Origin of the sequence: Streptomyces sp. NPDC048718, from assembly GCF_043198875.1 — a bacterium.
In the GTDB taxonomy this organism is placed as follows: Bacteria; Actinomycetota; Actinomycetes; order Streptomycetales; family Streptomycetaceae; genus Streptomyces.
Genome location: NZ_JBICVG010000012.1, coordinates 221,899 through 248,378, shown reverse-complemented (window position 1 = coordinate 248,378; position 26,480 = coordinate 221,899). Strand labels below are relative to the sequence as shown.

At 72.6% G+C, this 26,480-nt stretch carries 31 protein-coding genes; 27 read left to right on the top strand and 4 right to left on the bottom strand.

Going from position 1 to position 26,480, the window contains the following annotated elements; translation table 11 throughout:
- Positions 1–7: 7 nt before the first annotated feature.
- The 4 genes from ACGFRB_RS23505 to ACGFRB_RS23490 all read right to left on the bottom strand — a co-directional run bounded on the left by ACGFRB_RS23505 (position 8) and on the right by ACGFRB_RS23490 (position 2,667).
- Entirely contained in the window at positions 8–661 is a 654-nt protein-coding gene (locus ACGFRB_RS23505; protein ID WP_393245602.1) for a DUF3631 domain-containing protein, read from the bottom strand.
- Entirely contained in the window at positions 658–1,137 is a 480-nt protein-coding gene (locus ACGFRB_RS23500) for a type II toxin-antitoxin system RelE/ParE family toxin (RefSeq protein WP_393245600.1), read from the bottom strand. Before ACGFRB_RS23500 ends, ACGFRB_RS23505 begins: the two co-directional genes overlap by 4 nt.
- Positions 1,134–1,694, bottom strand: coding sequence for a DUF4913 domain-containing protein (locus tag ACGFRB_RS23495; protein ID WP_393245693.1), 561 nt, complete (start codon positions 1,692–1,694; stop codon positions 1,134–1,136). The genes ACGFRB_RS23500 and ACGFRB_RS23495 overlap by 4 nt, the downstream gene beginning before the upstream one ends.
- 217 nt (positions 1,695–1,911) lie before the next feature.
- Entirely contained in the window at positions 1,912–2,667 is a 756-nt protein-coding gene (locus ACGFRB_RS23490) for a DNA-methyltransferase (RefSeq protein WP_393245598.1), read from the bottom strand.
- Positions 2,668–3,370: 703 nt separating this feature from the next.
- Between ACGFRB_RS23490 and ACGFRB_RS23485 the strand changes: the two genes are divergently transcribed.
- The 27 genes from ACGFRB_RS23485 to ACGFRB_RS23355 all read left to right on the top strand — a co-directional run bounded on the left by ACGFRB_RS23485 (position 3,371) and on the right by ACGFRB_RS23355 (position 26,476).
- Positions 3,371–4,453 carry a C40 family peptidase gene (locus tag ACGFRB_RS23485; protein WP_393245596.1) on the top strand — a complete coding sequence of 361 codons (1,083 nt, stop codon included), beginning with the start codon at positions 3,371–3,373 and terminating at the stop codon, positions 4,451–4,453.
- A 120-nt stretch (positions 4,454–4,573) separates the two neighbouring features.
- Positions 4,574–4,903 carry a DUF6112 family protein gene (locus tag ACGFRB_RS23480; RefSeq protein WP_393245691.1) on the top strand — a complete coding sequence of 110 codons (330 nt, stop codon included), beginning with the start codon at positions 4,574–4,576 and terminating at the stop codon, positions 4,901–4,903.
- The gene (locus ACGFRB_RS23475) at positions 4,903–5,586 is read left to right on the top strand and encodes a hypothetical protein (RefSeq protein WP_393245595.1); all 684 of its coding nucleotides are present in this window, start codon (positions 4,903–4,905) and stop codon (positions 5,584–5,586) included. Before ACGFRB_RS23480 ends, ACGFRB_RS23475 begins: the two co-directional genes overlap by 1 nt.
- Before the next feature lie 27 nt (positions 5,587–5,613).
- Entirely contained in the window at positions 5,614–6,957 is a 1,344-nt protein-coding gene (locus tag ACGFRB_RS23470; RefSeq protein WP_393245593.1) for an ATP-binding protein, read from the top strand.
- Between the two features lie 89 nt (positions 6,958–7,046).
- Positions 7,047–8,495, top strand: a complete 1,449-nt coding sequence (locus tag ACGFRB_RS23465) for an SCO6880 family protein (RefSeq protein ID WP_393245591.1) — start codon at positions 7,047–7,049, stop codon at positions 8,493–8,495.
- Between the two features lie 42 nt (positions 8,496–8,537).
- Positions 8,538–8,966 (top strand): DUF6238 family protein, encoded by a 429-nt coding sequence (locus tag ACGFRB_RS23460; protein WP_393245589.1) that lies wholly within the window; start codon positions 8,538–8,540, stop codon positions 8,964–8,966.
- Between the two features lie 23 nt (positions 8,967–8,989).
- On the top strand, positions 8,990–10,483 hold the full coding sequence (locus tag ACGFRB_RS23455; RefSeq protein WP_393245587.1) for an ATP-binding protein: 1,494 nt from the start codon (positions 8,990–8,992) through the stop codon (positions 10,481–10,483).
- Positions 10,484–10,517: 34 nt separating this feature from the next.
- The gene (locus tag ACGFRB_RS23450) at positions 10,518–11,042 is read left to right on the top strand and encodes a hypothetical protein (RefSeq protein ID WP_393245585.1); all 525 of its coding nucleotides are present in this window, start codon (positions 10,518–10,520) and stop codon (positions 11,040–11,042) included.
- Between the two features lie 71 nt (positions 11,043–11,113).
- The gene (locus ACGFRB_RS23445) at positions 11,114–11,485 is read left to right on the top strand and encodes a hypothetical protein (protein ID WP_393245583.1); all 372 of its coding nucleotides are present in this window, start codon (positions 11,114–11,116) and stop codon (positions 11,483–11,485) included.
- Positions 11,485–12,069 carry a hypothetical protein gene (locus tag ACGFRB_RS23440; protein WP_393245581.1) on the top strand — a complete coding sequence of 195 codons (585 nt, stop codon included), beginning with the start codon at positions 11,485–11,487 and terminating at the stop codon, positions 12,067–12,069. The genes ACGFRB_RS23445 and ACGFRB_RS23440 overlap by 1 nt, the downstream gene beginning before the upstream one ends.
- A 25-nt stretch (positions 12,070–12,094) precedes the next feature.
- A complete protein-coding gene (locus ACGFRB_RS23435; protein WP_393245580.1) occupies positions 12,095–12,841 on the top strand; it encodes a glycosyltransferase family 2 protein in 747 nt (248 codons plus the stop codon).
- 2 nt (positions 12,842–12,843) lie between these two features.
- On the top strand, positions 12,844–13,944 hold the full coding sequence (locus ACGFRB_RS23430) for a hypothetical protein (RefSeq protein WP_393245578.1): 1,101 nt from the start codon (positions 12,844–12,846) through the stop codon (positions 13,942–13,944).
- 33 nt (positions 13,945–13,977) lie between these two features.
- On the top strand, positions 13,978–14,406 hold the full coding sequence (locus ACGFRB_RS23425) for a hypothetical protein (protein ID WP_393245577.1): 429 nt from the start codon (positions 13,978–13,980) through the stop codon (positions 14,404–14,406).
- Positions 14,407–14,585: 179 nt separating this feature from the next.
- On the top strand, positions 14,586–14,807 hold the full coding sequence (locus tag ACGFRB_RS23420) for a hypothetical protein (RefSeq protein WP_393245575.1): 222 nt from the start codon (positions 14,586–14,588) through the stop codon (positions 14,805–14,807).
- Between the two features lie 131 nt (positions 14,808–14,938).
- A complete protein-coding gene (locus tag ACGFRB_RS23415) occupies positions 14,939–16,144 on the top strand; it encodes an AAA family ATPase (RefSeq protein ID WP_393245573.1) in 1,206 nt (401 codons plus the stop codon).
- Positions 16,141–17,940 (top strand): hypothetical protein, encoded by a 1,800-nt coding sequence (locus tag ACGFRB_RS23410; RefSeq protein WP_393245571.1) that lies wholly within the window; start codon positions 16,141–16,143, stop codon positions 17,938–17,940. Before ACGFRB_RS23415 ends, ACGFRB_RS23410 begins: the two co-directional genes overlap by 4 nt.
- Before the next feature lie 246 nt (positions 17,941–18,186).
- On the top strand, positions 18,187–18,636 hold the full coding sequence (locus tag ACGFRB_RS23405; RefSeq protein ID WP_393245689.1) for a hypothetical protein: 450 nt from the start codon (positions 18,187–18,189) through the stop codon (positions 18,634–18,636).
- A gap of 109 nt (positions 18,637–18,745) precedes the next feature.
- A complete protein-coding gene (locus ACGFRB_RS23400) occupies positions 18,746–19,189 on the top strand; it encodes a hypothetical protein (RefSeq protein WP_393245569.1) in 444 nt (147 codons plus the stop codon).
- A gap of 75 nt (positions 19,190–19,264) precedes the next feature.
- Positions 19,265–20,149, top strand: coding sequence for a relaxase/mobilization nuclease (locus ACGFRB_RS23395; RefSeq protein ID WP_393245567.1), 885 nt, complete (start codon positions 19,265–19,267; stop codon positions 20,147–20,149).
- Positions 20,146–20,793, top strand: coding sequence for a hypothetical protein (locus ACGFRB_RS23390; protein WP_393245565.1), 648 nt, complete (start codon positions 20,146–20,148; stop codon positions 20,791–20,793). Before ACGFRB_RS23395 ends, ACGFRB_RS23390 begins: the two co-directional genes overlap by 4 nt.
- Before the next feature lie 31 nt (positions 20,794–20,824).
- A complete protein-coding gene (locus tag ACGFRB_RS23385) occupies positions 20,825–21,589 on the top strand; it encodes a hypothetical protein (protein ID WP_393245563.1) in 765 nt (254 codons plus the stop codon).
- Positions 21,590–21,816: 227 nt separating this feature from the next.
- Positions 21,817–22,197, top strand: coding sequence for a hypothetical protein (locus ACGFRB_RS23380; protein ID WP_393245561.1), 381 nt, complete (start codon positions 21,817–21,819; stop codon positions 22,195–22,197).
- Positions 22,194–22,970 carry a DUF317 domain-containing protein gene (locus ACGFRB_RS23375; protein WP_393245559.1) on the top strand — a complete coding sequence of 259 codons (777 nt, stop codon included), beginning with the start codon at positions 22,194–22,196 and terminating at the stop codon, positions 22,968–22,970. Before ACGFRB_RS23380 ends, ACGFRB_RS23375 begins: the two co-directional genes overlap by 4 nt.
- 25 nt (positions 22,971–22,995) lie before the next feature.
- Entirely contained in the window at positions 22,996–23,814 is an 819-nt protein-coding gene (locus tag ACGFRB_RS23370; protein WP_393245557.1) for a DUF317 domain-containing protein, read from the top strand.
- 9 nt (positions 23,815–23,823) lie between these two features.
- The gene (locus ACGFRB_RS23365; RefSeq protein WP_363009442.1) at positions 23,824–24,411 is read left to right on the top strand and encodes a hypothetical protein; all 588 of its coding nucleotides are present in this window, start codon (positions 23,824–23,826) and stop codon (positions 24,409–24,411) included.
- Positions 24,412–24,455: 44 nt separating this feature from the next.
- Positions 24,456–25,703, top strand: a complete 1,248-nt coding sequence (locus ACGFRB_RS23360; RefSeq protein ID WP_393245555.1) for an acetyl-CoA carboxylase biotin carboxylase subunit family protein — start codon at positions 24,456–24,458, stop codon at positions 25,701–25,703.
- Positions 25,700–26,476 (top strand): DUF317 domain-containing protein, encoded by a 777-nt coding sequence (locus tag ACGFRB_RS23355; RefSeq protein WP_393245553.1) that lies wholly within the window; start codon positions 25,700–25,702, stop codon positions 26,474–26,476. The genes ACGFRB_RS23360 and ACGFRB_RS23355 overlap by 4 nt, the downstream gene beginning before the upstream one ends.
- Positions 26,477–26,480 lie beyond the last annotated feature (4 nt).

Here is a 26,480-nt window from a genome sequence, read left to right as displayed (position 1 = left end):
CGGCCGGTCAGCAGCCGCAGTCGTCCGGCAGCGCGGCCTGGAGGGCGGCGCGCTGGTAGGACTTGCGGCGGCGGCCGTCGGGAAGGGTGAGGTCTCGGGTGGAGACCTTGTAGGGGCGCAGCAGTGCGGCGAGCCGGGGCTGGGTGAGCTCCGCGAGCGGCCAGTGCTCTTCGGCGACTCCGGGCATGGTGCGCAGGGCGGCGACCAGGTCGGCGGAGGCCAGGGCATCGGGTGCGCCGTGATCGTCGAAGGCGGACAGGCACGCCGAGACGATGCACCGGTCCAGGACACTCGGCGCGACGCCGGCATGGTCCCCGGAGGCTGGGGCGGTCTCGGCGACGGCCGTCTGCTCTTCGTGGTCCGGCTCCGCGCCGGCGCAGCAGGTGTCGTCGCCGAGCAGGAGACGCAGTTCGCGGTCGGTGTCGAGCTTGTCGACGAGCAGTTCCATGACGTCGTTCAGCTCGGCTTCGATGTCGGCCTGGGTCGTCGGCGTCGGGCCGTCGAGGATGGCGCGAAGGGCGCGGTCGATCTCCGTCTGTGCTTCTTTGGCCTGCAGCAGCGCCTGGTGGTGTGGGTGCGGCGCCGGGGTGGGGTGGAGGGCGTCGGTCAGCAGGCGGGTGATGAGGCCGGGCAGGGCGTCAAGGCGCAGGGGGGTGGTCACCGTCGGGTCCTCTTCAAGTCGGTGTCGGGGGTGGTGAACAGATCGGCCGGCCGCCATGCCGGTGCCGGTACGGCGGGGGCGGCTGGCTGGGCTTCGCGGCGGCGCATCTGCGGCGGGAGGGTGCGCGCGGCGTGGGCGCGGGGGCCGGTGGCGGGCCGTGGAAGGTCCGCGCGGGCGCGGACGGTGTCGTAGACGTCGTGCCGGTGGCGCACGGCGACGACGTGCACTTCCGGGCCGCTGCCGAAGTCGGGCGGGGCCTGCTGGATGCGGTAGACGATCCGCCACTCTCGCTCCTCGCCCAGCAGGAGCTTGCGGTACTCCCTCAGGTCGCTGACAAGTGCGGTGCCCGCGATCCGGGCGTTGACGACGCTCTCGAACATGCGGAAGGCGCGGTCGCGGATGTCGCGGGGGAGGGCCTGGAGTTCGGCCACGGCCGCCAGGTGGAACGACAGCCCGTACGGCCCTGGTGGGGTCACGAGGCGGGCCTGTCCTGCGGGAGCGTACCGTCGGCTGCTCCGTCGTCGCGGGCAGCGGACCGGGTGGAGGGGCCGGGGCCGCGAAGGAGCCGGTGCTCAAGCCGGTCCGGGTCCGTCTGGCAGGCGCTCAACGGACCGCCGGGCGATCGGACATGGGCCATGGCGTGGGTGAGGAAGTCTCGGTGCCAGACGAACATGCCCGAGGGGCCCGCTTCGGCGTCCTTGTGCTGCTGGTAGGCCATCCACAGGGCGTGAAGCCAGGCCACGACGTCGAGGTGTTCCTGCCACTGCGGGCACCAGGGCGCCGCGGTGGTGACCTCGGCGCCGTAGACGTCCATCAGGACGTTGTCGACCCAGTCCGTCAGCGTGTCCAGCTCGTCTTCGAACTCTTCGCCGTCGAGTTCGAGGATCGGCTTGGGGTCGGGCGGCGGGGTGAAGGCGGGCATGCCGGGGTATCCGGCGAACGGCATGCCCGCCGCTCTCGGACCGGCTGGCGCGGCGGGCAGGTCGTCGATCAGGCGGGCCTGTTCGGCCGACCGGTCCAGCAGCCGGCGCATGGACTCCTCGACGGAATCGAGGCCAGGTCGGGGAAGGCGGACCGGGCCCGTTGCCCCGCCGGATCGGGGCTCGGTGGATTCGGACACGAAAAGGATCTCCTTGCAGCCGGAGCCGGTTACTCAGCGACCCCGATGATCCGGAGAATCCCCGGTTTCGGAAACCGGGGATCCGGCGCTATATTGCGCCCGCCCACAGGAGTAATCAGGCGGGTGCGGTTCAGACTGCCAGCGTGAAATCGGCCTGGGACGCGGTCTGCTGGAGGGTCTCGGTCAGCCGCTCGGTGGCGACGGCGGCGTATTCCTCGGTCTTCTCGACACCGATGAAATGCCGTCCTTCGAGCAGGGCGGCGACCCCGGTGGAGCCCGATCCGGCACAGAAGTCCAGGACGGTGCCGCCCGGCGGGCAGATCTTCACCAGCTCACGCATCACTGAGGTCGGTTTCTGCGTGATGTGCCGGCGCTCCTTGCCCGAGGGCTGCGAGGCGGAGTAGAGGCCGGGCAGGTAGACCGGATTCGCCGCGGCGTCGATCTTGCCCTTCGCGCCCCAGACCATGAACTCGCAGTCCTGCCGGAACTTGCCCTTCTGAGGCCGGGCCTGCGGCTTGTGCCAGGTCAGGACGCCCAGCCACAGCCATCCAGCGGCCTGCAGAGCGTCGGTGGTCGCCGGCAGCTGACGCCAGTCGGTGAACAGCAGGGCCGTGCCGCCGTGCTTCGTGGCCCGGCACGCCTCGGTCATGATCTGGGTCAGCCAGAGCGTGTAGGAGCGCTGGTCAAGATGCTCGCCGGTGAAGTCGGGCAGCGTGTGCTTGGCGTCGCCGGACACGTACTTCTGCCGGGCGGAGCGTCCGGCGCGTTCCTTCGCCGTCCGCCCGCCGGAGTTGTACGGCGGGTCGGTGATGACAGAGTCGGCGCAGGCGTCCGGAAGGGTCGAAAGGACGCTGAGCGCGTCCCCCTGGTGCAGGGAAAAAGACAAGAGCGGGCCCCAATTCGGTGAAGGGATGCGGGAGAAGAGCTCCAGACCGCGCCGAAGACCCACTGAAAGACAGAAGGCGGTGGGTGCGCGGGGAGGCCAAAACTGTAGGGCACGATCCCCGGTTGAGAGGCATCGTCGCTGAAAGGGCCCTGAATCACGAGGATTTCGTCTCGCGATTTCGGTGACCGGGGATTCGGGCTTACTGTCTTGTCACTGCCCGGCGGACACCGCCGACGGCGCCCCTCCCCTCATGCCCTCTCCTGCCCTGGAGGCCCTCGTGTTCCGTCCGTGACCCCGCACGCGCCCTGCTCCGCCCCCGATTCGTGATCACCACAGCAACCCCGTCCAGGAGGCCACCGTGTACCGCCATTGATCCCGCCCCGCCCCGTTCCGCCCACTCCTTCGTCCCCCTTGAGAGGCCCGCCGATGTTCCGCCCGTAACTCGCCCCCGCACCACGTCCCGTCCGCCCTTTGACCAGGAGGTCTGCTGATGTTCCGCCCGTAGGTCTCCTCGCCCGGGTGGGTGTGTGAGGCAACACGCACCCACCCCGGGCCCGCCCGCCCTGCTCCACCGCTCCGGCCGCACGGCCCTTCCCTCGCACACCGTGCGGCCGGAGCCCCGCCACGAGGACTTCGCCGTGACCCGTCCCACCCCGTACCCAGGTGACCGCTCCGCTGCCCGCCGGCCGGAGGCCGCCCGCGAGTGAAGGGCGCCGCCGCCGCGATCGGCGTGCTCTGCCTGTCCCCTCTCCTCATCGCCGGCACGGCCGTCCTGGCCGTCGCCGGCAGCTCCACAGCCAGTGCCGCGGCACTGTGCGGCGTCGACTCGGGCGCCGTGCAGCATCAGGTCGCCGCCGTGCTCAGCGGCTCCGTCGTCACCAACCTGCGTGTCCCTGGGCTGGAGTTGCCCGACGAACAGATCCCCCACGCCCGCACCATCGTCGCCACCGGCGTCGCCCTCGGAGTTCCCAAGCGCGGCCAGGTCGTCGCACTGGCTACCGCCATCCAGGAATCCCGCCTGCGCAACCTCTCCTACGGAGACCGCGACAGCTTGGGGCTTTTCCAGCAGCGGCCGAGCCAGGGCTGGGGCAGCGCCGCCCAGATCCGCGACCCGGTCCACGCGAGCACCCGCTTCTACGAGGCGCTGCTGAGGGTGCCCGGGTGGCAGCAGATGACGGTCGCCCAGGCCGCGCAGAAGGTGCAGCGCTCCGCATACCCCGACGCGTACGCGCAGTGGGAACCCCTCGCCCGGGCCCTGCGCACCGCCATCGCCCCCACCCTGACCTCCCCCGGGACCGAGGGCGCAGCATCCGGCCCCTGCGACGCGCTCGACCACATCGGCGCCTCCGGCCCGATCACCGAAGGCACCGTCCCGAACGGCTACACAGTCCCGGCCGACGCCGGCCCTCGCGCGAGGACAGCCCTGAACTGGGCGATGGAGCAGCTCGGCACGCCCTACCAGTGGGGCGGCAGCTGCACCGCCGCCCATGGGCCGGACCCGATGGGCCGCTGCGACTGCAGCTCGCTGGTCCAGCAGGCATACAAGGCCGGGGGCATCACGCTGACCCGCACCACATACACCCAGGTCCGCGAGGGACGCCCCGTCCCGTTGAACAAACTCGCCCCCGGTGACCTGCTGTTCAGCCGAGGCACCCCGGCAAGCCCCGATCATGTCGGCCTTTACGCCGGCCACGGCCTCGTCCTCGAAGCGCCCCGCACCGGACGGAACGTCCGCTTCGCGTCCCTCGACGACTTCGCCGCTCACAGCGCCCGCCGCGTCCTGTGACACCGGTCCGCCCGGCCTGCCTCTCCCTGAGCGCCGGACGGACCGGACCACCTCCCCCCCCCTTCTTTCTTCCCGTTCCCCGGCAGGGTCGCCTCGCTCTGCCCGCACAAGGAGCGCACCATCTCCTCCGCCACCCTCACTCCCTCTCTGCACGACCGGTTCGTCCACCTCGCCTACGACCCCGGCGTTTCACCGAAGGGCGGCGGCCTGCCCGGTCTCGACGTCCTTCGCAGCATCGTCAACTCGCTCAACCTCTTCGGCATCGTGGCCGTGGTCGGCGCGCTCGCCGTGAGCCTGGGAGTGTGGGCCTGGGGCCACCACTCCGGCGGCCACCAGGCCGAGGCGACCGGCAAGAAGGGCGCCGTCGTCTCCGCCGGCGCCGCCCTCGGGCTCGGCGCGGCCAACGGCATCGTGGCCTTCTTCTCCGCGCTCGGATCCCAGGTCCACTGATGGGGAAACGTTCCCTCCCCCGTGGTATCCGCCGGCGGCCCTCGCGGCGCGCGCTCATCGCGGCCGGCGTACTGGCCGTCCTGCTGGTCCTCACCGCGGCGGTCGCCTGGTGGACCGGCCACGACAAGCGCGCCGGCCCCGCGACGCCGCGGCCGAGCGCGTCCGCTTCGACGAACACGGACACCACCACCGCCCCGCCCGCGGACGGCGCTCTCCCGACCACGCCCGTCCCCGGGCCGCCCTCGATCGGCGACCCGCTGGCGTTCGCCAAGGCCGGCGCGGTCATGCTCTGGGCTTTCGACGCCCGCACCACCACCCACGCCCAGCAACTGGCCGGCATGCGCGCCTGGATGACCACCGAGTCCGCGTACGCGGACTGGGACTCCATTCAGGCCCAGGTCCCCGATCCGGTGCTGTGGTCACGACTGGCGGACAACGGGCAGCACGCCACCGCGGTGGCCGGCGAGGCTCATTTCCCGTCCGCGTTCAAGCAGGCCCTCGCCGACGATCCGGCCGCGATCACGAAGGCGTACATCTACGCCGTCACCGTCCGCGGCAAGACCAAGCTCGCCTGGAACGGCGGCGGTTCCGGCGCGGAGGACCGGCAGGTCACCCTCGCCGTGCAGTGCCGTCCCGGCACGGACTGCCGCCTGGTCGCCGTCGCCCCGCGCGTCGCCCCGTAGTCCCTCCCGTACGAAAGGAACGCCCGCGTGGGCTTTTGTGACCTGCCCGTAGCCGGGTCCATCTGCGACGTCAGCGATGTGATCAGTTTCGCGTCCGACCCGGTCGGGTCGATCGGAAACTGGCTGGCCGAGAGCGCCGGCGACCTCGCCGCCGCCTCTGCCGAGCTCGCGGCCAAGGCGATCGACCGGACCACCACCATCGACCTCGGCGCGGGATGGTTCCGCGACAACTACGAGACGCTGCTGCCTATCGGGCTGCTCGTGCTCGTCGCGACGTTCTGCGCCCAGCTGGTGAAGGCAGCCTTCAAGCGGGACGGGCAAGCCCTCGCCCAAGCCCTGACAGGCACCGCGTCGGGCGTGCTGTTCGCGTTCGGTGCCATCGCTGTCACGACCGTGGCCATCGAGGCCGTCGACGCCTTGTCCGACGGGCTTTTCGCCGCGGCCGAGACGGACATCTCCTCCGCCGTACGCCGGATCGTGAAGGTCTCGCAGATCGGCGCGATCTCGGGGCTGGGCTGGCTGGTAGCCGTGGTCGCCGCGCTCGCCGCCTCCGTCGGAGCGTTCCTGTTCTGGTGCGTGATGATGGTCCGCAAGGTCGGCATCCTCATCCTCGTCACCCTGGCGATCTTCGCGGGAGCGGGCGGCGGCTGGGAGGTCGCCCGCCGGTGGCGGCGCGGCTGGATCGAGGCCACCGCCACCCTCGTCGTCTCCAAACTGCTGATGACGATCGTCGTCATCCTGGGCCTGTCCGCGCTCGCCAAGACCGAGAGCAAGGACGGGATCGGCGCGCTCGCGGACGTCGCGGCCGGCATGGTGATCATGCTCCTCGTCCTGCTCTGCCCCTACATGGTCTTCAAGTTCGTCCACTGGGCGTCCGAGGGCACGGACGGCGAGTCGATCCACCGCGCTGGTGGGGCCGGCGCATCGGTGGCCCGCCAGCACGCCGAGAACGCCGGCCGGAAGGCCGCTGCCGCGGTGGCGACCGCCGGGACCGGCGGCGCGGCGGCAGCCGGAGCCGGAGCGGAAGCCGGCGGTGCGCGGGCCGCGGGTGGCGGAGGGTTCCCCGGTGACATCGCGGCCAGCCCCACCGGCTCGGCCGGTATGAGCAAGAGCGGCAGCGCCAGCAGCGGCGGCGCCGGGGACGACCTGCGCGACCTCCTGCACCACGCAGCACCTCCGCAGGCCCACAGCGGCAGCCGCTCGGCCGACGGGCAGGACAGCGGTACGCCGGACTGGAGCGCCGGCACAGGCTCCGAAGGCGGTCAGCAGGGCTGGGAGCACAGCGCCCCCTCCACCCCGATGCCGCCCGCCGAGGGAGCACCGTCCGCCGGCGACGGCGCCGCCCAGCCCGGCACACAGGCCGGCCTGTAACCCGTCTCCTTCCCGCGCCCGCCCGCCGGGGGCAGGACCCGGGTGCCACGCGCACCCGTCCTGCCCCCGGCCCCGACCCGGAAAGAACCGTGTCCGTTCTCACCGTCAAATTCCCCGCCCGCTCCCGGCGCGGCATCCTGCTCGGCTTGAGCCTGCCGCAGCTCGTACTCCTGGCCGCGGCCCTCGCCCTGCTGCTCGTCACCGTGACGACCGCGGGTCTGGCCGGCGCCGTCGTCCTCGCTCCGCTGTGGATCGCCACCGCCGTCCTAATCGGCGTACGGCGCGAGGGCCGCTCGCTGATCGACTGGGCACCGCTGGTCACCCGCTACGCGTACCGCCGCCGTACCGGACAGACCCTCTGGCGGACGCGTCCGGTCTCCCGCCCGCGGGCCGAAGGAATGCTGCACCTGCCCGGCGCCGCCGCGTCCCTGCGCGTGACCACCTCCGCCTCCGGTACGGCCACCATCCACGACCCGCACGGCCAGACCCTGACCGCCGTCGCGCGCGTCTCCAGCCGGGCGTTCGCCCTGCTCGACCCGGCTACCCAGAACGCCAACGTGTCCGCCTGGGGGCGGGCGCTCGCCGGCATCGCCCGCACCGGACGCGTCGCGACCGTGCAGGTCCTGGAGCGTACGGTGCCGGACTCCGGCGACAGCCTCGCCCGCCACTGGACCGAGCACGGCAACCCCCAGGCCCCTCTCGCCGGGCAGATCTACACCGACCTCCTCTCCTCCGCCGGACCGGCCGCCGCCCCGCACGAGGCATACCTGGCCGTCGCCCTGGACCTGAAGGCCGCCAAGCGCCTGATCAGCCAGGCCGGCGGCGGCCTCGACGGCGCCGCGACCGTCATGGAACAGACCACCTCCTCGGTCGCGCAGGCCGCGCGCACCGCGGGGCTGACCGTCTCCGGATGGCTCGGGGCCCGCGAGATCGCCGCCGTGCTGCGCACCGCCTACGACCCGGCCTCCACCGCCCGCCTGCAGCAGTGGTCGGCCACCGGGCAGGCCGAGGCCGATCCGGCCGCCGCCGGCCCCGTCGCCCAGGTCGAAACACCCGACCGGCTGATCACCGACAGCGCCCGGCACGCCACCTTCTGGGTCGAGAACTGGCCGCGGACCGAGGTCCACCCCGGGTTCCTGCACAGCCTGATGTTCAGCGCCGGCGTGCGGCGCACCTTCTCCCTCGTCTACGCGCCACAGGGCATCGAGTCCGCCCTTCGGGACGTCCAGCGCCGCAAGGCCGCGATCATCTCGGACGCCTCCGAACGCCGGCGCCGCGGGCAGGTCGACTCCGAGGCCGACAGCGTCGAGTACGCGGACGTGAAGACCCGCGAGAAGCAGCTCATCTCCGGCCACGCCGACGTCGCCCTGACCGGACTGCTCACCGTCTCCGCGACCAGCGACCAGGCCCTCGACGCCGCCTGCACCCAGATCGAGACCGCCGCCGCCGACGCCCAGGTCGACCTGCGCCGCCTGACCTACCAGCAGGCCGCCGCCTTCACCGCCGCAGCCCTCCCGCTCGCCCGCGCCACCCTGTAGCCCGCGCGCCGCCCGACGGCGCCCTCACCTCGCGAGAAGCCCATGCTCCCCGACACCCGCCGCGACCTTGCCGGCACCGCGCACCCCTACCTGCGCGCCGCGACCGCCGGCCTGCGCCACCACACCCGCGAGACCGCGGGAGGCGCGCCCGGGCCGGTGGACCGGCCGCACCTCGATGTCCTCCACGCTCATCTGACCGCCCTGCACCGCCTCGTCGACCAGCTCGCCGAGCACACCCACCCCGAGCGCCCGGCCGCCGCACGGCACCTGGCCGCCGCCCACACCCGGCTGTGGCAGGCCGCCGACTCCGTCCACGCCGCCTTCCACCTGCTGCCCGCCGCCTTTGGTGACGGCGCGTGCCGGCCCGAACGGCTTCCCGAAGGCCCCCCGGTCCTGACCATCTGCCAGCGCCACCTGGCCGCAGTCCACGCCATACGGCGCAAGACCACCGCCGCCGACCTCGCGTCCTGACCCCCTCCGACCGGAAGCGACCCGTGTCCCACCGCCGTACCAGCGCCACTCCCCTGTTCACCCCTCACGGCATCGACCGGCCCGGGCGCCGCGCCCTGCGCCGGCAGACAGCTCGCGCCGAAGCCCGCGCCCGCAACGCCGCCGAGACAGCCGGCCCCGGCGGACAGCCCCACGAGGCCGCGTTCCCCGCACCCCTCTATCCGCCCGCCGGACGGCCCGGCCCCGCCTCCGCCCGCGGCAGCCGGCTCAAACTCCCCGCGCACCGCATGACCACCGCCGTCGCGAGCGCCGCCTACCCCTTCCTCGCCGAAGGCGGACTCGGCTCCGACGGCGTCTACATCGGCAAAGACCTGCACGCCGAAGGGTCCTTCACCTTCGACCCGTTCTCCCTGTACGGGAAGATCGACGGCTTCACCAACCCGAACATGCTGCTCGCCGGGGTGATCGGGCAGGGCAAGTCCGCTCTGGCCAAGAGTCTGGCCCTGCGGTCGGTGGCCTTCGGCTACCGCGTCTACGTGCCGTGCGACCCCAAGGGCGAGTGGACTGCCGTCGCCCAGGCCCTTGGCGGCGAGTCCATCGCGCTCGGCCCCGGCCTGCCCGGGCGGCTCAACCCCCTCGGCACCCCGCCCCGGCCGCCGTCCGTACCGGAGGCGGAGTGGGCCGGCGAGGTCCGCACCCGGCGTCTGCTCCTGCTCGCATCCCTGGCCCGCACCGTCCTCGGCCGCGACCTGCTGCCCATGGAACACACCGTCCTCGATGTCGCCCTCGACACCGCCGTCACCCGCGCCAGTGCCTGTGGCCGCGAACCCCTGCTCGGCGACGTCGCGCACACCCTGGCCGACGGGCCCGGCCTCGAACTCGCCGGCGGCATGCTCGCCGGGCGCCTCGGAGACGCCGCCCGCGACCTCGCCCACGCCATGCGCCGCCTCGTGCACGGCGACCTGGCCGGCATGTTCGACGCGCCGTCCACCACCGCCTTCAACCCGTACCGGCCGATGCTGACCGTCGACCTCTCCCGCCTCGGCGGCAGCGACGACACCGCCCTCGTCCTCGCCATGACCTGCGCCTCCGCCTGGATGGAAGCCGCCCTCACCGACCCCCACGGCGGCCGGCGCTGGGTCATCTACGACGAAGCGTGGCGTCTGATGCGCCATCCCGCCCTGCTCATGCGCATGCAGGCCCAGTGGAAGCTCTCCCGCGGCCTCGGAATCGCGAATTTGCTGGTGATCCACCGGCTGTCCGACCTGCTGTCCGCCGGTGACGCCGGCAGCCAGAGCCGCGCGCTCGCCGAGGGCCTGCTCGCCGACTGCTCCACCCGCGTGATCTACCGCCAGGAAGCCGACCAGCTCTCCGCCGCCTCCGGCCTCCTCGGCCTGACGTCCGTCGAGGCCGGAGCGCTCTCCCACCTCACCCGGGGCCGCGGCCTGTGGCGAGTCGCCGGACGCTCCTTCGTCGTCCAGCACCGCCTCCACCCCGCCGAGCTTTCCCTGTTCGACACCGACGCCCGCATGCACTGAGCGAGGGTCGCCCTCCTCACGATCGGAGCTACCCATGGCCGTTTCCCAGGTCTACTACGAGTACGAGGGATCACGCCGCGTTGCCCGGCCTATCCCCACGGCTGCCTCCGGCACCGACCACCCGGTTCCATGCGTGCAGCCGCCCGACTCCGGTGTCTCCGTCCGCGCCGCGGTAGAGGCTCTCGAATCCGCCCCCGATGCCGGGCGGTTCACCGAGGTGTTCTCGCACACCTTCGACGAAGATCACGGCGCCTTCCCTCAGATGCAGGAGTTCGTGGAAGCCGCGGTCCGCTGGTGCCGTGAACATGGCGCCAGCGACTCGGCAGATCATCTGGTCACGCTACAAGTCCGCTTGGAGGAGCTGGTCGAAGACGCCGTCACCCTGCCGAAGCGGCTCGCAGTCGAACTCGCCACGCTGTCGCTCGAACAACGTTCGCCCGAACGCGCCCCCGTCTCACAACCGCTCGCACCTCGGCACCCCGCCAACATCACACCCACTCCGAGCGCTCCGTTCCACTCGGCAAGTGTTCCCACCACCAAGCCGCGGACCGCCCGGTGACCGCGGCCAACCAGACCCATCCGTCCGGCACCCGTGATGATCCGGGTCCTCGGTTCCCGTGCGGAGCCCTCGTGGCCGCCTTGACCGAGTCCGTACGCTCCTCCGGCCCCCACGAAGTCGCCGCTCTGCTGCACCAGGTCCTGGACGCGAGCGACGGGCTGCTCGCCCGGACCGCCGGGTTCTTCGACGCCGCCGCTGCCCGGGCCCGCGCCTACGACAGGAACGACGGGGACGACGACGCGTTCTACCTCGCCGTCGACTTCGCCGACACCGCCATCCGGCTGCGCCGCCTCGGCGAAATTCTCCATGTCGCCCCCGAACGCATGGCAAGCCTGGCTCCTGCCCCCGCTCCGCCGAGGGGCCACTCGACGCTTTCCTCGTCTCACCCGCGTCCCGTCGCCCCGCCAAACCCCCCTTCCGCGACCCGCCGCCAAGGAGCCTGATGGGCACACGCAGCTTCATCGCCCGTCCCACCGACCCCGCGACCGGCAGCCGGTACGCCGGCATCTACTGCCACTTCGACGGCTATCCCGACTACCAGCTCCCGCTGCTCCTCGGCGCCCTGCGCTACCGCTTCAACGGCGACATCGACGCCCTGCGCCACCACCTGATCGACGCCCCGCATGAATGGAGCAACCTCGGCCTCGATCTTCTCCGAGGCGCCCCGGACCACGTGCTCAACCAGCTCGACCGTCACAAAGCACTCCCGCCCAGCACGCCTCTCACCGACGTCATCACCCCCGATGGCAAGCCCGCCGAGCCGTTCCTCATCACCGAACGCAACAGCGACGGTCTCGACTGGGGCTACGTCCTGCACGACCACGGCATCGAGGTCATATCCCTGACCTGGGACACCCGCGGCCCCATCGTCGGCTGGGACACCTCCCCCCTCGCCCGCATCCTGGGCGGCCGGTCGCAGTGGGAGCAAGGCCGCCCCGCTCCCGTCCACGCGCCGCGCAGCCCGCTGAAGACCGCCTCGCCGACTACGCCCGCCCCAGCCGCTTCCCGGCTGCGCGCCACCCGCTGACCGTCCCGACCACAGGAGACGCTCTTTGTCCTCCCCGCAGATCACCGTCGTCATCACCACCCGGCTCCGCCCCGAACGCCTTCCCTACCTACAGCAGATGCACGCGAGCCTCACCCGGCAGACCGTGCCGTGGAAGGCGGTCCTCGTCCTCGACGGCGCTGCCCCCGGTCGCGTCCCCGGCACGATCGCAGCCGACCCGCGTGTGCGGATCCTCGCGCTGCCCCGGCAGGTTGGCGCCGCCTGCGCCCGCAACCTCGGCCTGAACCTCGTCACCACCGAGTTCGTGAACTGGGCCGACGACGATGACGCCTTCCACGACTGGAGCCTGGGCGTACGGCTGGAGGCGTTCACCGAACGGCTCGGGTGGGTCGCCGGATACAGCGAGGACTGGCTGCCCGACGGCTCCACCCGTCTGTGGGAGTGCCCGGTGCCGCCCGGCTTCCACGACGCCGGCGACGTCGTCACCTACTGGCCGCGTCCCGAGGACACCATCCCGATCGGGCCGACCACGATTCTGGCCCGTACCCGCCTCGTGCGCGCGGCCGGCGGGATGGGCGGCCTCGTCCAGGGCGAGGATTACATGGCGGCCGTCGGCACCACGGCCCTGGCGCCCGGCGTGCTGCTGCCGCTGCCCGTGTACAAGTACCGCCGGCACGAAGGGCAGATGACACGGGGCGCGCGGTACGACGAGCTCGAACTCGCCGCCCGGCGCCACGCCCACGCCTTCGGCCACGCCCTGCGCGATGTCTTCGTCACAGCCCGGGCGGAGTGAGCGTGACCGAGCACGAGCGGCAGTCGCGTCCCGCGGCCGAGATCATCCTGTCCGCCAGCGCCTCGCAGGGCCTGGTCGCCGTACCTGTCGGCGAGAAGTACCAGTGGGCGGACACCGCGCTGCGTCTCACAGCCGGGTTCGAGCGGCACGAGACCGGCATCCACACGCTGCGCGACATCACCGCGCTCCAGGCGGTGATGCCCGAATTCCTCCGCACCGCGCGCCGGCACCGCGCCGTCGTCACCGCGAGCACCCGCCCCTACATCGGCGACTACGCCACCGTCTTGGCCGCCCGTCTGCCCGGGACGTGGACGGCGAAGACAGAGGTCTACGCCCATCCAGTGTGGCAGGAGGACTGGATCCCGCTGCTGTGGGACAGCGGCGAGCTGGTCCAGGCGATGGAACACCGCCGTGTCCCGTTCGGGGCCGTCCTCGGTAACGGCGCCGGCACGGAACTGATCCTGATCGAACGTCCCGGCCATGCCGAGGGCTATCTGCTCGGTGCGTGCGCGTCCAGCACGTTCGATGACAGCTATGAGAACGTCTTCGCCCCGCGCTCCGTGGTGCTGGGCGCCTCCCCCGCGCGTGCGGCTTCCCTCGTGGCGGGGCAGTTCCTGCCGGCCTACGAACAGGCCGTTCACGCGCGTCTCCTGGAGGCGGTCGAGGCCGGGCATGCCGAATTCGAGCAGGTCCGCACCGCCCGAAGTGGCGCCCCGCAGGCCGCCCTCGCGCGTGTGGACGGCCAAGACGTCAAGGATCCCGCAACCCTGTTCCGGCTGCTGCGTCCCCACGCCGCGCAGCTTCTGGACCGGACCCGCGTCTCCGTCGCCCCGGGCCACCCGGACACAGCGGCTCTGGGCCGGCTGCACGCCCTGCTCAACCCTCCGGGATACGCGGCGCGCTCCTCGGTGCTCCGCGTACCCCCGCTGCTCGCGCCGGCGAGCGCCGACGATGTCCGCCGGTGGCACGCCGACGCGCCCGTGCTCCTGCACCACGCCCGGCTCGCCATGCCGCCCGCACCGTCGGCCGGAGCATCCCCGGCGCTCGCCGCGCCGCTCCGGGCCCTGCCCGCACCGCCCGCGAGCCCGCCGCACGGCAGGTAGGCCCTTCTTCCCTCCCTCGTCCAGGAACACGACATGCCCCCGCACTTCCACTTCGGCCTGCACCCCGAGTTCGGTGTCGTCGCCCGCCCGACCGCAGCGGTCACCCCGCACCTGGCCCACTGGTACCTGATCCGCGAGATGTTCGAGCCCGTTCCCGGCAAGCCGCATCTGTACCAACTCACCTACCCCGACCGTGATCCTGAGCGCCGCGGCCGACAGACCGTGCACGACCTGCGCCGGCGCGGCTTCGAGGTCCAGGCCGACTACAAGCTCGACCCGGATCGCTCCGCACCGTCCGCTGCCCCGCACCAGGCCGACGGGCCGGCCGTACGCCGGGCCCGCATCGCCCGGGCGGCGGCCACCCGGTCCACCCGCTTCTCCACCATCACGTCGCCAATCGCCGTCCGCATGCCCGAAGTGAGCGCCCTGGACCTCGCCGCCCGCCGGAGGAGTCGTAGCTGACGACCAGGTCGAGATCGCCCGCAGCGGCGGCGAAGTCGACGTCCACGGCCCGCTCGACGGCCTCGCCCTCGACCCACTCATAAGCTCCGGGCTCGCCTTGCCTTCGCCCAACACCCCACCGCTTTCCCTCCACCACCAACAGGAGATCCGCCTTGCCCGAAGCACCAGCAGAGCCGTTCATGACTATCCGGCACGCCATCACCGGCGAGATCACCACCACCGGCTACAACGCCGCTGCCCGACGGATCCTGCTCCAGTCCGGCTTCGAAGAGACGCCAGGCTGCGCCTGCCGAGCGACGGAACCCGATACGGAGCGGACACACGGGCCTGCTCGGCAGCCGGCGAGCTGCTCGTCGCCGACCCTCCCGTGCACCTGGACCGAGCCCTCGGCCGGCCGGTGAGCGCCGACGGGATGCCCCGGTTGGCCCTGCCGCCGCTGTCGGCACAGTCCGTGATCCGCTCCGAGAACGGCCAGCCTCTCCAGCGCATCGCCAACCCCGCCCGCACCCGCATCTGTTGAAGGATCCTCGCTTTGACCACCCCCGGAACGCCTACCAGTCCAGCGCGCACCAAAGGCGGCGAACTACGGGCCAAGGTCGCCCGACTGCTGGCCGACCGGCCGGCGGACACGCTCACCATCGGGGACATGGCCAGGCGGCTGGGCCACTCCCACGGCGCCGTCCGCAACGCCGCCCTCACCCTGGTGCGACGCGGCGAGGCCGACCAAAGCGGAACCGGACAACCGGAGTTCCGCGCGAACGCGAAGACCGCCGCAGCCGCGCAGACCGCTGTGATCAGCCCACCGGGCACCCACTCTCCCCGCGCCCAGACGACCACGGCCCGCACGACCGCTCCCGCAACAGCCCCACCCAGACAGACCGGCCCGATCCGCCGCGCGGGGGGCCAGCTCTACCATCCCCGGGAGCTGGCCGATCTGCCCGACGTCGAGGCGCTGAACCGGCTGCGCGACGCCGACGTGCCGGTGCTGCTCTACGGCCCTCCGGGCACCGGCAAGACGAGTCTGGTCGAGGCGGCGTTCCCAGACCTGCTCACCGTCGCCGGTGACGGCGACACCACGGTCGGCGACTTGATCGGCGAGTACACACAGGACGACGCGGGAGCCTACGTCTTCCAGTACGGGCCGCTGGTCACCGCGATGACCGAAGGCCGCGCCCTGCTGATCGACGATGCCACCTTGATCTCACCGAAGGTCCTGGCAGCGTTGTATCCCGCGATGGACGGGCGCAGGCAGATCCAGGTCAAGGCCCACAAGGGCGAGACCATCAAGGCCGAGCCGGGCTTCTACGTGGTGGCGGGCCACAACCCCGGCGTCCACGGTGCCGTTCTCACGGAGGCGCTCGCGAGCCGGTTCAGCGTGCAGATCCAGATCGGCACGGACTACGACCTCGCCCTGGCGCTGAAGATCGACGCCCGGGTGGTCCGGGTCGCCCGACACCTCTCCCGCCAAGTCGAACTCGGCGAGCTGGGCTGGGCCCCCCAGCTGCGAGAGCTGCTCAGCTACCAGAAGACCGAAGCCGTTCTCGGCACCAACGCCGCGCTCGCGAACCTGGTCGGCATCGCTCCCCTGGAGGATCGCGACGCGGTCGCCGACGCCGTCATCAAGGCTGTCGGCGTCAAGAAGATCGCCCCCCTCACGCTCGGCAAGCAGCTTTCCTCCTCGGCCCTCCGGCGACCCCCGGGCATCACCAGCTCCGCCCACCGGGGCCGCTCGCGATGAGCGCCCACCACCACGTCCAGTCCCCCGCTACCACGCCGGACGACGACGCCGACCTCGCGCGATGGGACGACGACGGCGCCCCGCCTGCGCAACCCCGTTCCTCCCCGGCCGCCTGGCTGCGTGTGGGAGCCGAACTCGGCGATCGGCTGGTCGCCCTCTCCGGCCGCCAGGACCTTCTCGTCACCTGCCGCCCCGGCACGCGCAGCGGCGCACCGGCCGCGTTCTTCCCCGCTCTGGGCGAAGTCGAGGTCGACGCTCGTCTGTTCGCGCCGCTCCAGCCCCACGAGATCCATCCGCGGATCGTGGGCGACGAGGAGCGGTATCCCGCCGCCTGGGGAGTGTTCGTCCACGAGGCCGCGCACGCGGCCCACTCCGTCTGGACGGCGCCTGCCGGAGCGGACCCCCGGGTCGTCGAGGCCGCGCTCCTGCTGGAGGAGAGCCGTGCAGAAGGCGCACACCTGATCCGGCGGCCCACGGACCGCACGTACCTGCGCACCAGTGCCCGAACCCTGGTCATGCCCGACATCGCCCGCCCCACCCTCCAGGGCATCGAGCACGCCGCCGCCGCCGCGGCTCTGGTCCTCGGCCGCCGTGACGTCGGCATCCTGGACGCCGGCGAGACCCGGGCCGTCGCCGATCTGTGCGAAAGGGTGCTGAGCGCAGACCTGCTGGCCACGCTCACCCGCATCTGGACCGCGGCCCACCAGTGCGCCGATCACGACGCCACGACCATGCTCGCGCACGCCCAGGAATGGTGCGACGCTCTGGACATCGCGGCCCCCGCCCTGCCCGTGCCGGAGAACTTCGCCGATCTGCTGTCCGGCGCCGTGGGGGTCGTCATGGACAGCGCGGCAGCCACCGACGCCGCCGACCGCGCGGCACAGGCCGCAGCGACCGACGCCATGGCCGGGCAGTCCAAGGCGCAGGCTCAGGACCGCGCCCAGCGGGCCGGCCAGCGACGCAAAGCCGCCGCCACCGCCAAGTCGGTCTTCAACGCCCGTGGCACCACCGTCACCCCCGACGGCACACCGGCGCCCTACAGCAACCCGGTCACCGGCACCCGCAGGCCCACCGCCGCCGAGCAGAGCGCCGCCGCACGCCTGAGCCGCGCCCTGCGTGCCGCCGCCTACCGCGAGCGGACCGAGGAACGGACCACCAGCCCCACCCCGCCCGGCCGCCTCAACATGCGCGCGGCCCTCGCCCGCGACGCCCAGCGCGCGGCCGGGTCGGTCCCCACCGCGGAACCGTTCACCCACACCCGCCGCCGGAACTCCCCCACCCCACCGCTGCGCGTGGGTATCGCCGTCGACGTCTCCGGCTCCATGCGCGCCGCCTGCGCGCCCGTAGCGTCCGCTGCCTGGATCGTGGCACGGGCAGCAGCCCTGACCGACCCCGACTCCCGTACCGCAACCATCGCCTACGACCAGCACCTGACCGCCTTGACCCGCCCCACCCACCGAGCACCAGAGCGCGTGACGACGTTCAATGCCAACGGCGGCAGCCACAACCTCGGCGACGCCATCGACGCACTCGACCACGCCCTCGAACTCAGCCGCCCCGGCACCGGCCGCCTCCTCGTGATCGTCACCGACGCCCATTACACCCCCGACGAAACCGCTCAAGCCGTCACCCGCGTCAAGCAGCTCACGACCGCCGGCTGCGCCGTACTCCAGCTCACCCTCACCCCAAAGTCCCGCCACTTGCCGGGGACCACATTGCTGCACCTGCCCCGGCCCTCCAGCGCTCCCGCCGCCATCGCCACGGCGGCCACAGACGCCATCCGCAGGACACGCTGAGACGACGCAGCGGAAGCGTCCCCGAGACCACCGCCAAGCACTCCAGACCACCTCCGTCCGCCGCATGAATCGTGCATCTGATGCACGACCCTCCGCAACGACGCAGGCCACCACCCCAACCACCAACGGAAGGCACTCGATTTGAAGCCCCAGACCAGCAGCCCGACCTCGAACGTAGCGCCCATCAAACGGAATTCCCCGGGGGTACGCACCACGTTCGACGTCACCCACAGCTGTGGACATGCCATCACCCACGATCTGTCCGGCCGTTGGGCCGACCAGCGCGCCGGATACGCCCGCTGGCTCGCCGCCCGCGCGTGCACCGACTGCTGGCGCGCCGAACAGCAGGCCGACACCGCGAGCAGGGCGGAGTGGCTGGCCGCGAAGCGGGCCGAGGAACAGGCCGCCGCCGCGGCGTGGGCGGACCAGTTCGACATGCCTCCGCTGGAGGGGCCCGAGACGATCCTCGACTGGGGCGAGCGCACCCGCCACCAGCTTGTGACCGGCGCCTACACCGCGCTCGTCACCGAAGGGACCTGGGACGAGGCCGACTGGGCACAACTGGAAGAGCAGATACGCCTGGTGACCCGGGCGGGGTGGTGGATCGACCAGCGCGACGCCGAAGGAGCCGATCTGCCCGAGCTGCTGGACGCGGCGGGCGACCGCGACCGGCCCACGGAGAACCCGTTCCGGTAAGGCGCGCGGCGCGCAATATACCGGCGGATCCCCGGTTTCCGAAACCGGGGATTGTCCGGATCCTTTGTCTTCCACCGCCGCCCCGCGCCCTTGTGGAAGGACCACCGTCGTGCCCGAGACCGCCCGCCCCGTGTACCTGCCGCACGACCCGCTCACCCCGCAGCGGGACATCACCCACGCCCACTTCCGGCCCGGCGAGACGGTCGTGATCTTCAAGGGGGTGGCCGGCGGGCGACTGTGGGGCGACGCGGTGACGGTCGTCGCGCCATCGTGGCACACGCCGACCGACGAGAACGGGTGGCGGGTGCTGGACCCGGCCGGCGGCGACCGCTCCTACGTCACCGCCCACCCGCGCTATCTGGTGCACCTGTCCACCGGCTGCCCCGAGTGCCTGGTGCACCAGAAGGAGCTGCGCGAGTACCTGGTCCCGCGGATCGGCACGGCCGAGGAGCCGGTCGACTGCCGCTGGTACGCGCGCACCGCACTCAACCAGCTGGTCCACGTCGCCGACTCCGGCCACGGAGCCGCCGGCGGCCCGGTCCGGCCGGCCTGACCGGACGGACCCTCGCGCGTTGTTTCTTCCCTTCCGATTCTTCCCCGGCTCGTCGTGCCGGCCCTGAGCGAGATCATGATCATTCACGTGCACCCGGGCGGCACCGACGCCGCCGCCGTCCTCGCCGACTCACTCGGCCGTCCCCTCAGTTCGGACGAGGGCCTGACCAGCGACGCCGGGGGCAGCGTGGTGGCCCACTGGAAGCAGTTGGACTGGTACACGGACGAGGAACGCATCTGGACCACTCCGGAGTGGGCCCAGCACCTCGCCGACCCTCTGCTGCAACATCCCTTCGCCGCCGGACCGGACGGATCCCGGCGAGCGATCTTCCACCTGTCCGTGCGGCTGCACCCGCTGGACCGGAACCTCTCGCCGGCCGAGTGGTCCGAGATCGCACACCGGCTGGCACGTACCGCGGGCCTTGCTCCACCGGGCGACGATCCTGCTGCCTGCCGCTGGATCGCCATTCAGGAACAGGCCTTCCGGATGGACCTGATCGGCAACCTCATCCGCTCGGACGGCGCCTGGGCGAGCACGCCGGGCCGGCTCGCGCAGGCCGTGGAAGGCGAGGCCCGCCGGATCGAGAGCGATCTCCTCCTCTATAACCATCGTCCGCCGGCAGGGGAGAAGCAGGCCGGTTTCGCCGCCCCGTCGCCGCCGTTCGCGCCGCCGGCGGCCAGTGCGCTGGCCGGAATCCTGAACCAGCTGGCGGCCGAGCAGAACAGCCCGCTCGCAACCGTGCGGCAGCTGATCGAACAGCTCTCCCGTGAGGCAGCCGCCCTGCCCGCGCACGAGACCGCCGCGGCCGGGCGGGATCTGTTCTGGGCGGCCCGGCGCCTTCACGGTGTACAGGATCAGCTCGGTCAGATCGCCGCCCGCCTCGCCCCAGCCTCTTCCGTGCTCGCGCCGCATCCGGTTCCCGGGCCGGTCCCGGTCACACCCGGGGCGGTGACGCGGTGAGCACGACGAGCGCGAAGACGGGGCCGGCGGTGGTCGTCACCCGGCATCCGGCGACCGCAGTGGTCACCGCGAGCGGTGGTGACGGGCTGGCCCACGGCATTCTGGAGCGCACTCTCTTCCTGCGGGAGGTCGGCGGAGCGACCTGGCACCGGCTGTCGCCGACGGTCGCGGCCGAGGACGAGCAGGCGGCGGCCCAGCGAGCCGTCGCACGTCTTCAGGCGGCCGGCTACCAGGTCCTGGCCGACGAGGAGTTCGCCACCCCGTGCACCGAGGACCGGTACGTGACCACGGGCCGGTCCATCGAGAACCTGGCCGAGCGCATCCGGCAGACCCCGACGGCCGCAGAGGTGTCCGAGCTGCTGGACGAGGTGACCGCCGCCCACGACGGGATCCTCGCCTCGCTCGGCAACCTCCTGCACGCGCTCGCCGACGTCTACGAGCGGCTCGAGGGTCCTTCGGAGTGGCCCTTCGCCGAGCGCATGCACTACCTGGCCGACTGGCGCCTCGGCCCCGTCGCAGCAGACCTGCTGCGAGTGCGTGCCGACCTGGCCGACCGCGGTGCTCCACCCGGCCGTCGCGGGCCGCACGCCCCGCCGCACGCGCCCCCGGTACCCACATCTGCCGCCTCCGGACGGACCCGATGACCCTTTCTCCCACCCCCTCATCGAGGAGCCCATGCCCCTGCCCCGCCCCCTTCCCGACACCGACCGCGACCGTGAGCTGGAGTCGTTCGCCACCGTCCTCGCCGACCTCCTGCCCGGCAGGTGGATTGTCGAGCACCATCGCCACCGCACCTACGAGGACCAGGCCGAACACGCCGCGGACGTCTGGGACCTCAACGACGTCGCCGCCGCCATCGCCGAGTACGAACTGGGTGAGGACGCTCATCTCGTCCGCGCGGACGGCACCCGCCTCTACGTCACGCTCCGCCCGCTGCACGAGGAGTTCCTCGTCGCTGCCATCGCGCCCGGAATCGCCCCTGAGGCGTTCGCGGGTGTGCGCGAGCCCGACGGGATCGCCGTGCCGGCCGATCCCGAGCTCGCCGCCCGCGCCATCGACGCCGACCTCCTGCCCCGTTACGACATCGCGCTCGCCCAGGTACGCCACAACGCCATGAACCCTCCGCAGCCCGCCCCCTCCCCCAACGCCCAGGTCGTGATGACCTGGAACGAGGACGGCTCCCTCACGGCGACGACCACGGCACAGCCGGCCGCCGAAATCCTGATCGACGAGGGGTTCACGCGGAAGGAGTCGTCGGCCGCCTACGTACTGGCCGGCGACGACACCCGTGCCCAGGGCCGCGCGGTCCAGACCGCCGGAGCCCGCCTCGCCCGCCTCGGCATCGGCACCGTCCTGCGCAGCGCGCCCCGGTCCGGCGTCGACGCCGCCCTGCCGGCAGCACCGGCCCGCGCCCGCACCGCCCCCGCCCGCGGCCGGTGACCTCCGCCCGGCAAGGGCTCCCGGTCCCACCCCTCTCGTCCGCTTCGCGTTCCCGGCTCGCGGTCTTCCTGCTGCGCCGCTACCTGCACACGGCGGTCGTCCGCACGGCCGAATCCCGCCGCCTCCCCGGCGTACCGGCGCCGCCGCCCGGCCCCACCTCCACGCGCCCGCGTTCCCGCTGACCACCGCCGCGGGGCCACGAACCACCCACCCCCGGAGCACCCTTCATGCACCCGCCCCTCCCTCACGATGCCCTGACCGACGGCATCGTCCGGCAACTCGACGAACTCGCAGGCCACTTGTCGCAGGCCGACCCGCGGCAGGCCGCGCAGATCCTCACCCGGGTACTCGACACCAAGGACGGCGTCCTGGGCCGAATGCTGCATCTCGTCGTCACGAGCACCTTCGTCGCACAGCGCTACGCCGAGACGGGCGTCTACCCCGCGGAGGTCTGGCTCGCGCTCAGCCGCACCGTCAACACGCTCGGGAACCTGGCCATCGACCATCTCGACGAGCAGCATGCAGCTCTCGGCCGGATCACCGCGCAGGCCGGTTCCGACACCGCCGGCGTGAAGGCCACCGCTCTCGTCACGCGGAGGCACCGGTGAGCAAGCGTCAGCAGACATGGACCGGCTGGGGCCAGCAGACCGCCCAGCAGCACTACCTGATCGAGCCCCGCTACCTGGCCGGCGGCGGCGACCTGCGGCACGTCACCGAGTACCTGCGCGCCTCCGGCTGGATCGACAACACTCCCCAGAACTCCGGTTCGGCGCTGGTGTTCGACTCGCCCGACCAGACGGTCCGCGTCGCCTACCAGGCACCGGCCGGCTGGCAGATCCATGGCGTAGCCCAGGACCATCAGCCGGCCTGGCAGGTCAGCCTCACCGCCCAGGCCCCGGTGGAGATCGTCGCCGGCCTGACCGACGCGCTGACCAAGCCCCGCTCCGCGCACGCCCCGAACGTGTGGGCGCCGCTCACGCAGCAGCGGTGGTCCACCGAGACCGGCCAGGAGTTCACCGCCGTCAGCCCCCGCCGGGACGCCTTCGTCCAGTACGTGGCCACCGGCCCCGACCAGCACTGGTGGATGGGCGCCCGCAATGAACACGGCGCCGTCTGGAACCTCCAGGCGAGCCCGACCACCCCCCTGCACCTGATGCAAGGACTCACCGAAGCGCTGGCCGACCCTCTGCCGGTGATGCGCCCGCGCGGGCACGTGCCGCCGAGCAACCGGATCCGCACCACGTCCGTCTCCGTACGCCCCGACGAACTGCGCGCGTGGCAGCAGACCCGCGTCACGAGTGCCCGCGCCACCTGGGGCAGCGCCTGGACCGCCGCCCGGGCCCGCGCCGGCGCTCCGTCCCGATTCGCCCGCAGCCGATGACGCCCCGTACCGCCCGAGAGGTGACATGGCCGTAAGCCCCGCCCAGCTGGCGTCCTACACCGCCGACCACGGTCACACGATCCCCTACGACACCTCGCCCCGGCACCTCGCCGGCCCCGGCGACCCCCGTCACGTCACCCACGCCCTGCTCGCCGCCGGGTGGCGTGTCACCTCCGCCGAGGGCGACCCCCGCATCACCCTGACCGCGCCCACTGGTGAACACCAGCTCCGTCTCGATCCGTTCGGCAGCCGGTACTGGCGGGTCGACACGGACGACGGCCCCTGGCAGGCGAGCTTCAGCCAGACGGTGCCCGCCGAGATCATCGCCGGATTCACCGACCGTCTCACCGGCCGGCAGCAACCCGCCGGCCCGGGGCCCTGGCAGCGGATGGTGGAGGCCGGCTGGCGCGTCGACCGAACCCCTGACGGAACCGGCATCGCCTTTTCCCCTGGCCGCCGCCCGATCCGGGTCGAGCACGCCCGGATCCGAAAGGCGGATCCCGGGCCGTCGTTCTGGCGGATCGAAGTCCCGGCCGCGTACGGCGGTCCGCCGGTCTGGGACATCTGGATCAGCCAGGCACCGGAGCACCTCGTCGACGGTCTGGCCGAGCAGCTCGTCACCACCGCCCCCGTCGTACGCGGCCGATGGGAACCCGCTCACTCCGCCGCCCGGCAGACGCCGAGCCGCCTGTCCCCCAAGCACGTGGTCGAGGCCCACTTCACCCGGCTCGACACCGTCCACGCGCAGACCCCGGCGCAGAGCCGAACCCCACGCATGACCGCGTCGCCGCCCCCGCCGGCACCGAACACCGCCCCGACATCGCCCTCCCTTCACCGCCGTTGAAAGGCCCCCTTGCCCCGCCCTTCCCCCACCACGGTCCCCGCGCCGGACCCTGCGGAGCCGCTCGCCCGGCTCGCGCGGTTTCTCCGCCAGGCGGAGACGGCCGTCTCCTCCTGGGAGCGGTACACCATCGAGCACACCGACCTCGACGGCTGGCCGTACGACCAGGACGTCTATGACGCCCGCGAGGCCGAGAAGGACCGCGCCCTGTGGCGGGCCTTCGCCCCCGTACGCGACGCGGCAGCCGACCTGCTGAACGCGGCCGACACCGTTGCCGAGCGCGCTGGGAAGGCCGGCCAGCCGTGGTGGGTCTGGCAGCTCGACCATCTGCGCGATGCCCTCGACCGGATCACCGCCGCCCAGGAGGCGTTCCGTCAGGTGAAGGACGAGCCGCACGCGACCGAGGAGGCCGTCCAGGCCGCCGCCGGTGCCCGTCACGCGCGGGCCTCGGAGGCTCTGTCCGACTGGCTCCACCACGGCCGTGCCGTCCTGGAAGTCCACGCCGCCACCGTGCGCGCCGGCCAGCCCGGCATCCGCCTCGCCGCGCGCGTCCCGCGCGTCGCCGCACCGGCCCCGGCCGGCCCGGCCCGCCACCGCTGAACCCCCTTCCTCAACCCATTCCCCCTTCGTTTCTTGGAGACTTCATGTCTGTCCGCCCGCTCGTTCTGGTCGTCGCCCCCGGTGACGAGGAGTACCGCGGCTACTGCCTGGAGCAGGTCGCCGATGCCTACGACGTCGCCGTCATCACCATCGGCCCGCTCACCTGGGAGACGCCGTACGTCGTCGACCACGAAACCGTGAGCGACTTCGGCGACGTGGACGGCCTGATCACCGCCGCCGAGGCCATCGCCGGACGCCGCCCGATCGCCGGCGTGCTGACGTGGAACGAATCCCACCTGACCGCGGTCGCGCGCCTGGCCGAACATCTCGCACTGGCGGTCACGAGCGTGGAATCGGTCCTCACCTGCCGCGACAAGGCGGCCGGCCGCGCCGCGTTCGCCCGCCACGGCGTGCCCTCCGCCCGCTCCATCACGGCCACATCCCTCGATGAGGCCCTCGCGGCTGCGGACGAGATCGGCTTCCCCGTCGTGGTCAAGCCCGGCGCCGTGGGCGGCAGCATCGGCGTGATCAAGGCCGAGAAGCGCGAAGACCTCGCCGCCGCGTACGCGTTCGCTGCCCGCGGGGTCCAGCTGCACGGCGGTGACAACGCGAGCGTGCTCGTCGAGGAGTACCTCGACGGCGAGGAGGTGAGCGTCGAGTGCGTCACCGTTCAGGGCGTGACCACCGCCGTCGCCGTCACCCGCAAGGAGCTCGGGCCGGAGCCGCTGTTCGAAGAGGTCGGCCACACCCTGACCGCCGACGACCCGCTGCTGGAGACCGTCGCGCCCATCGCCGCCGCGGCCGTGAAGGCGACCGGCGTGAGCGGCGGCATCCAGCACGTCGAGATGCGGCTCACCGCGACCGGGCCGCGCGTGATCGAGGTCAACGGGCGCATCGGCGGCGACTGGATCGGCTGGGCCGTGGGGCGGGCCACCGGCCTTTCTCTTCCGCGTATCGCCGCCGACATCGCCACCGGCACGACCCCCGACCTCACCCCGACCCGCGGGCAGTCGGTCGCGATCAAGGTCCTGTACACCCCTCAGTCCGGCGCGCTCACGAAGCGGTCGATCGTGCCCGGCTTCGCCGAGACGGCGGGCTGGGTGCACGGCCCGGCCTGGCTCATGAACGTAGGCGAACAGGTCCTCCTCCCGCCGGACGGCGACCTCGACTCCTCCCGGGTCGGCCTGTTCGCCACCTACGCCGATACCCTCGAACTCGCCGTCGCCCGCCGTACGGCCACCGCCAACCACATCACCGTCACCACCAGCGGCCCGGGCGCCGAGGACCAGTGACGGAGCCCGCCAAGCCGCGCGTACTCGCCCAGGTCGCCCCGCGTTACCTGGCCGGCGGCGGCGACCCGCGGTGGGTGACCGTGCCCCTGCAGACTGCGTTCCGCTGGCAGGCCGCCCACCAGCCGCTCAGCCCAGGCGTCCGGCTGACCTCCCGCGACCAGCAGGCCGAACTCCTCCTGTCACCCGATCCGGACCAGCCGTGGTGGACCCTTCGCCACCACGGGGCCGGTGAAGAGGAGGCGTGGACGGTGACCTTCGGCGCCCGCACGCCGGCCGAGATAGTCGCCACTGCCACCGACGCCTTCGCCACTGCAGGCGGATCCAGAGCGGTCGTCCCTCAAGACGTCCTCGGACAGGCCGGATGGAAGGGGTCGCCGAACACCGGCTTCGTGTCGCCCGACGGACACCTCGCCGTCACCCGAAACGCGTGGGGGTCCTGGCACATCACGGCCGCAACCGTCCACAGCCCGTGGAACGCCGCAGCCCGGCGAATCCTCGTGTGGGAGGGGCTTCTGACGAGCCGGACCCCCTCCCGCGTCGTCGCCGCCGTCTTCACCGGCCTCGTCTCGCCCGACCCGGTGCTCCGGGACGAGAAGGCGATGGTTCCCTTCCTGCGCTACAGCGCGCGCATCGCCCGCAAGCGGATCCCCGCCCGCCAGGCGGAGGAGGCCCTGTGGGAGCGGGTCGACCGTCTCTCCGCCCAGCGGCCCAACCGCGCTCTTCCTCCGACGCCCGGCCTGCCCGGCGTCCCCCTTCCCCGCCGCACCCGCTGACCCA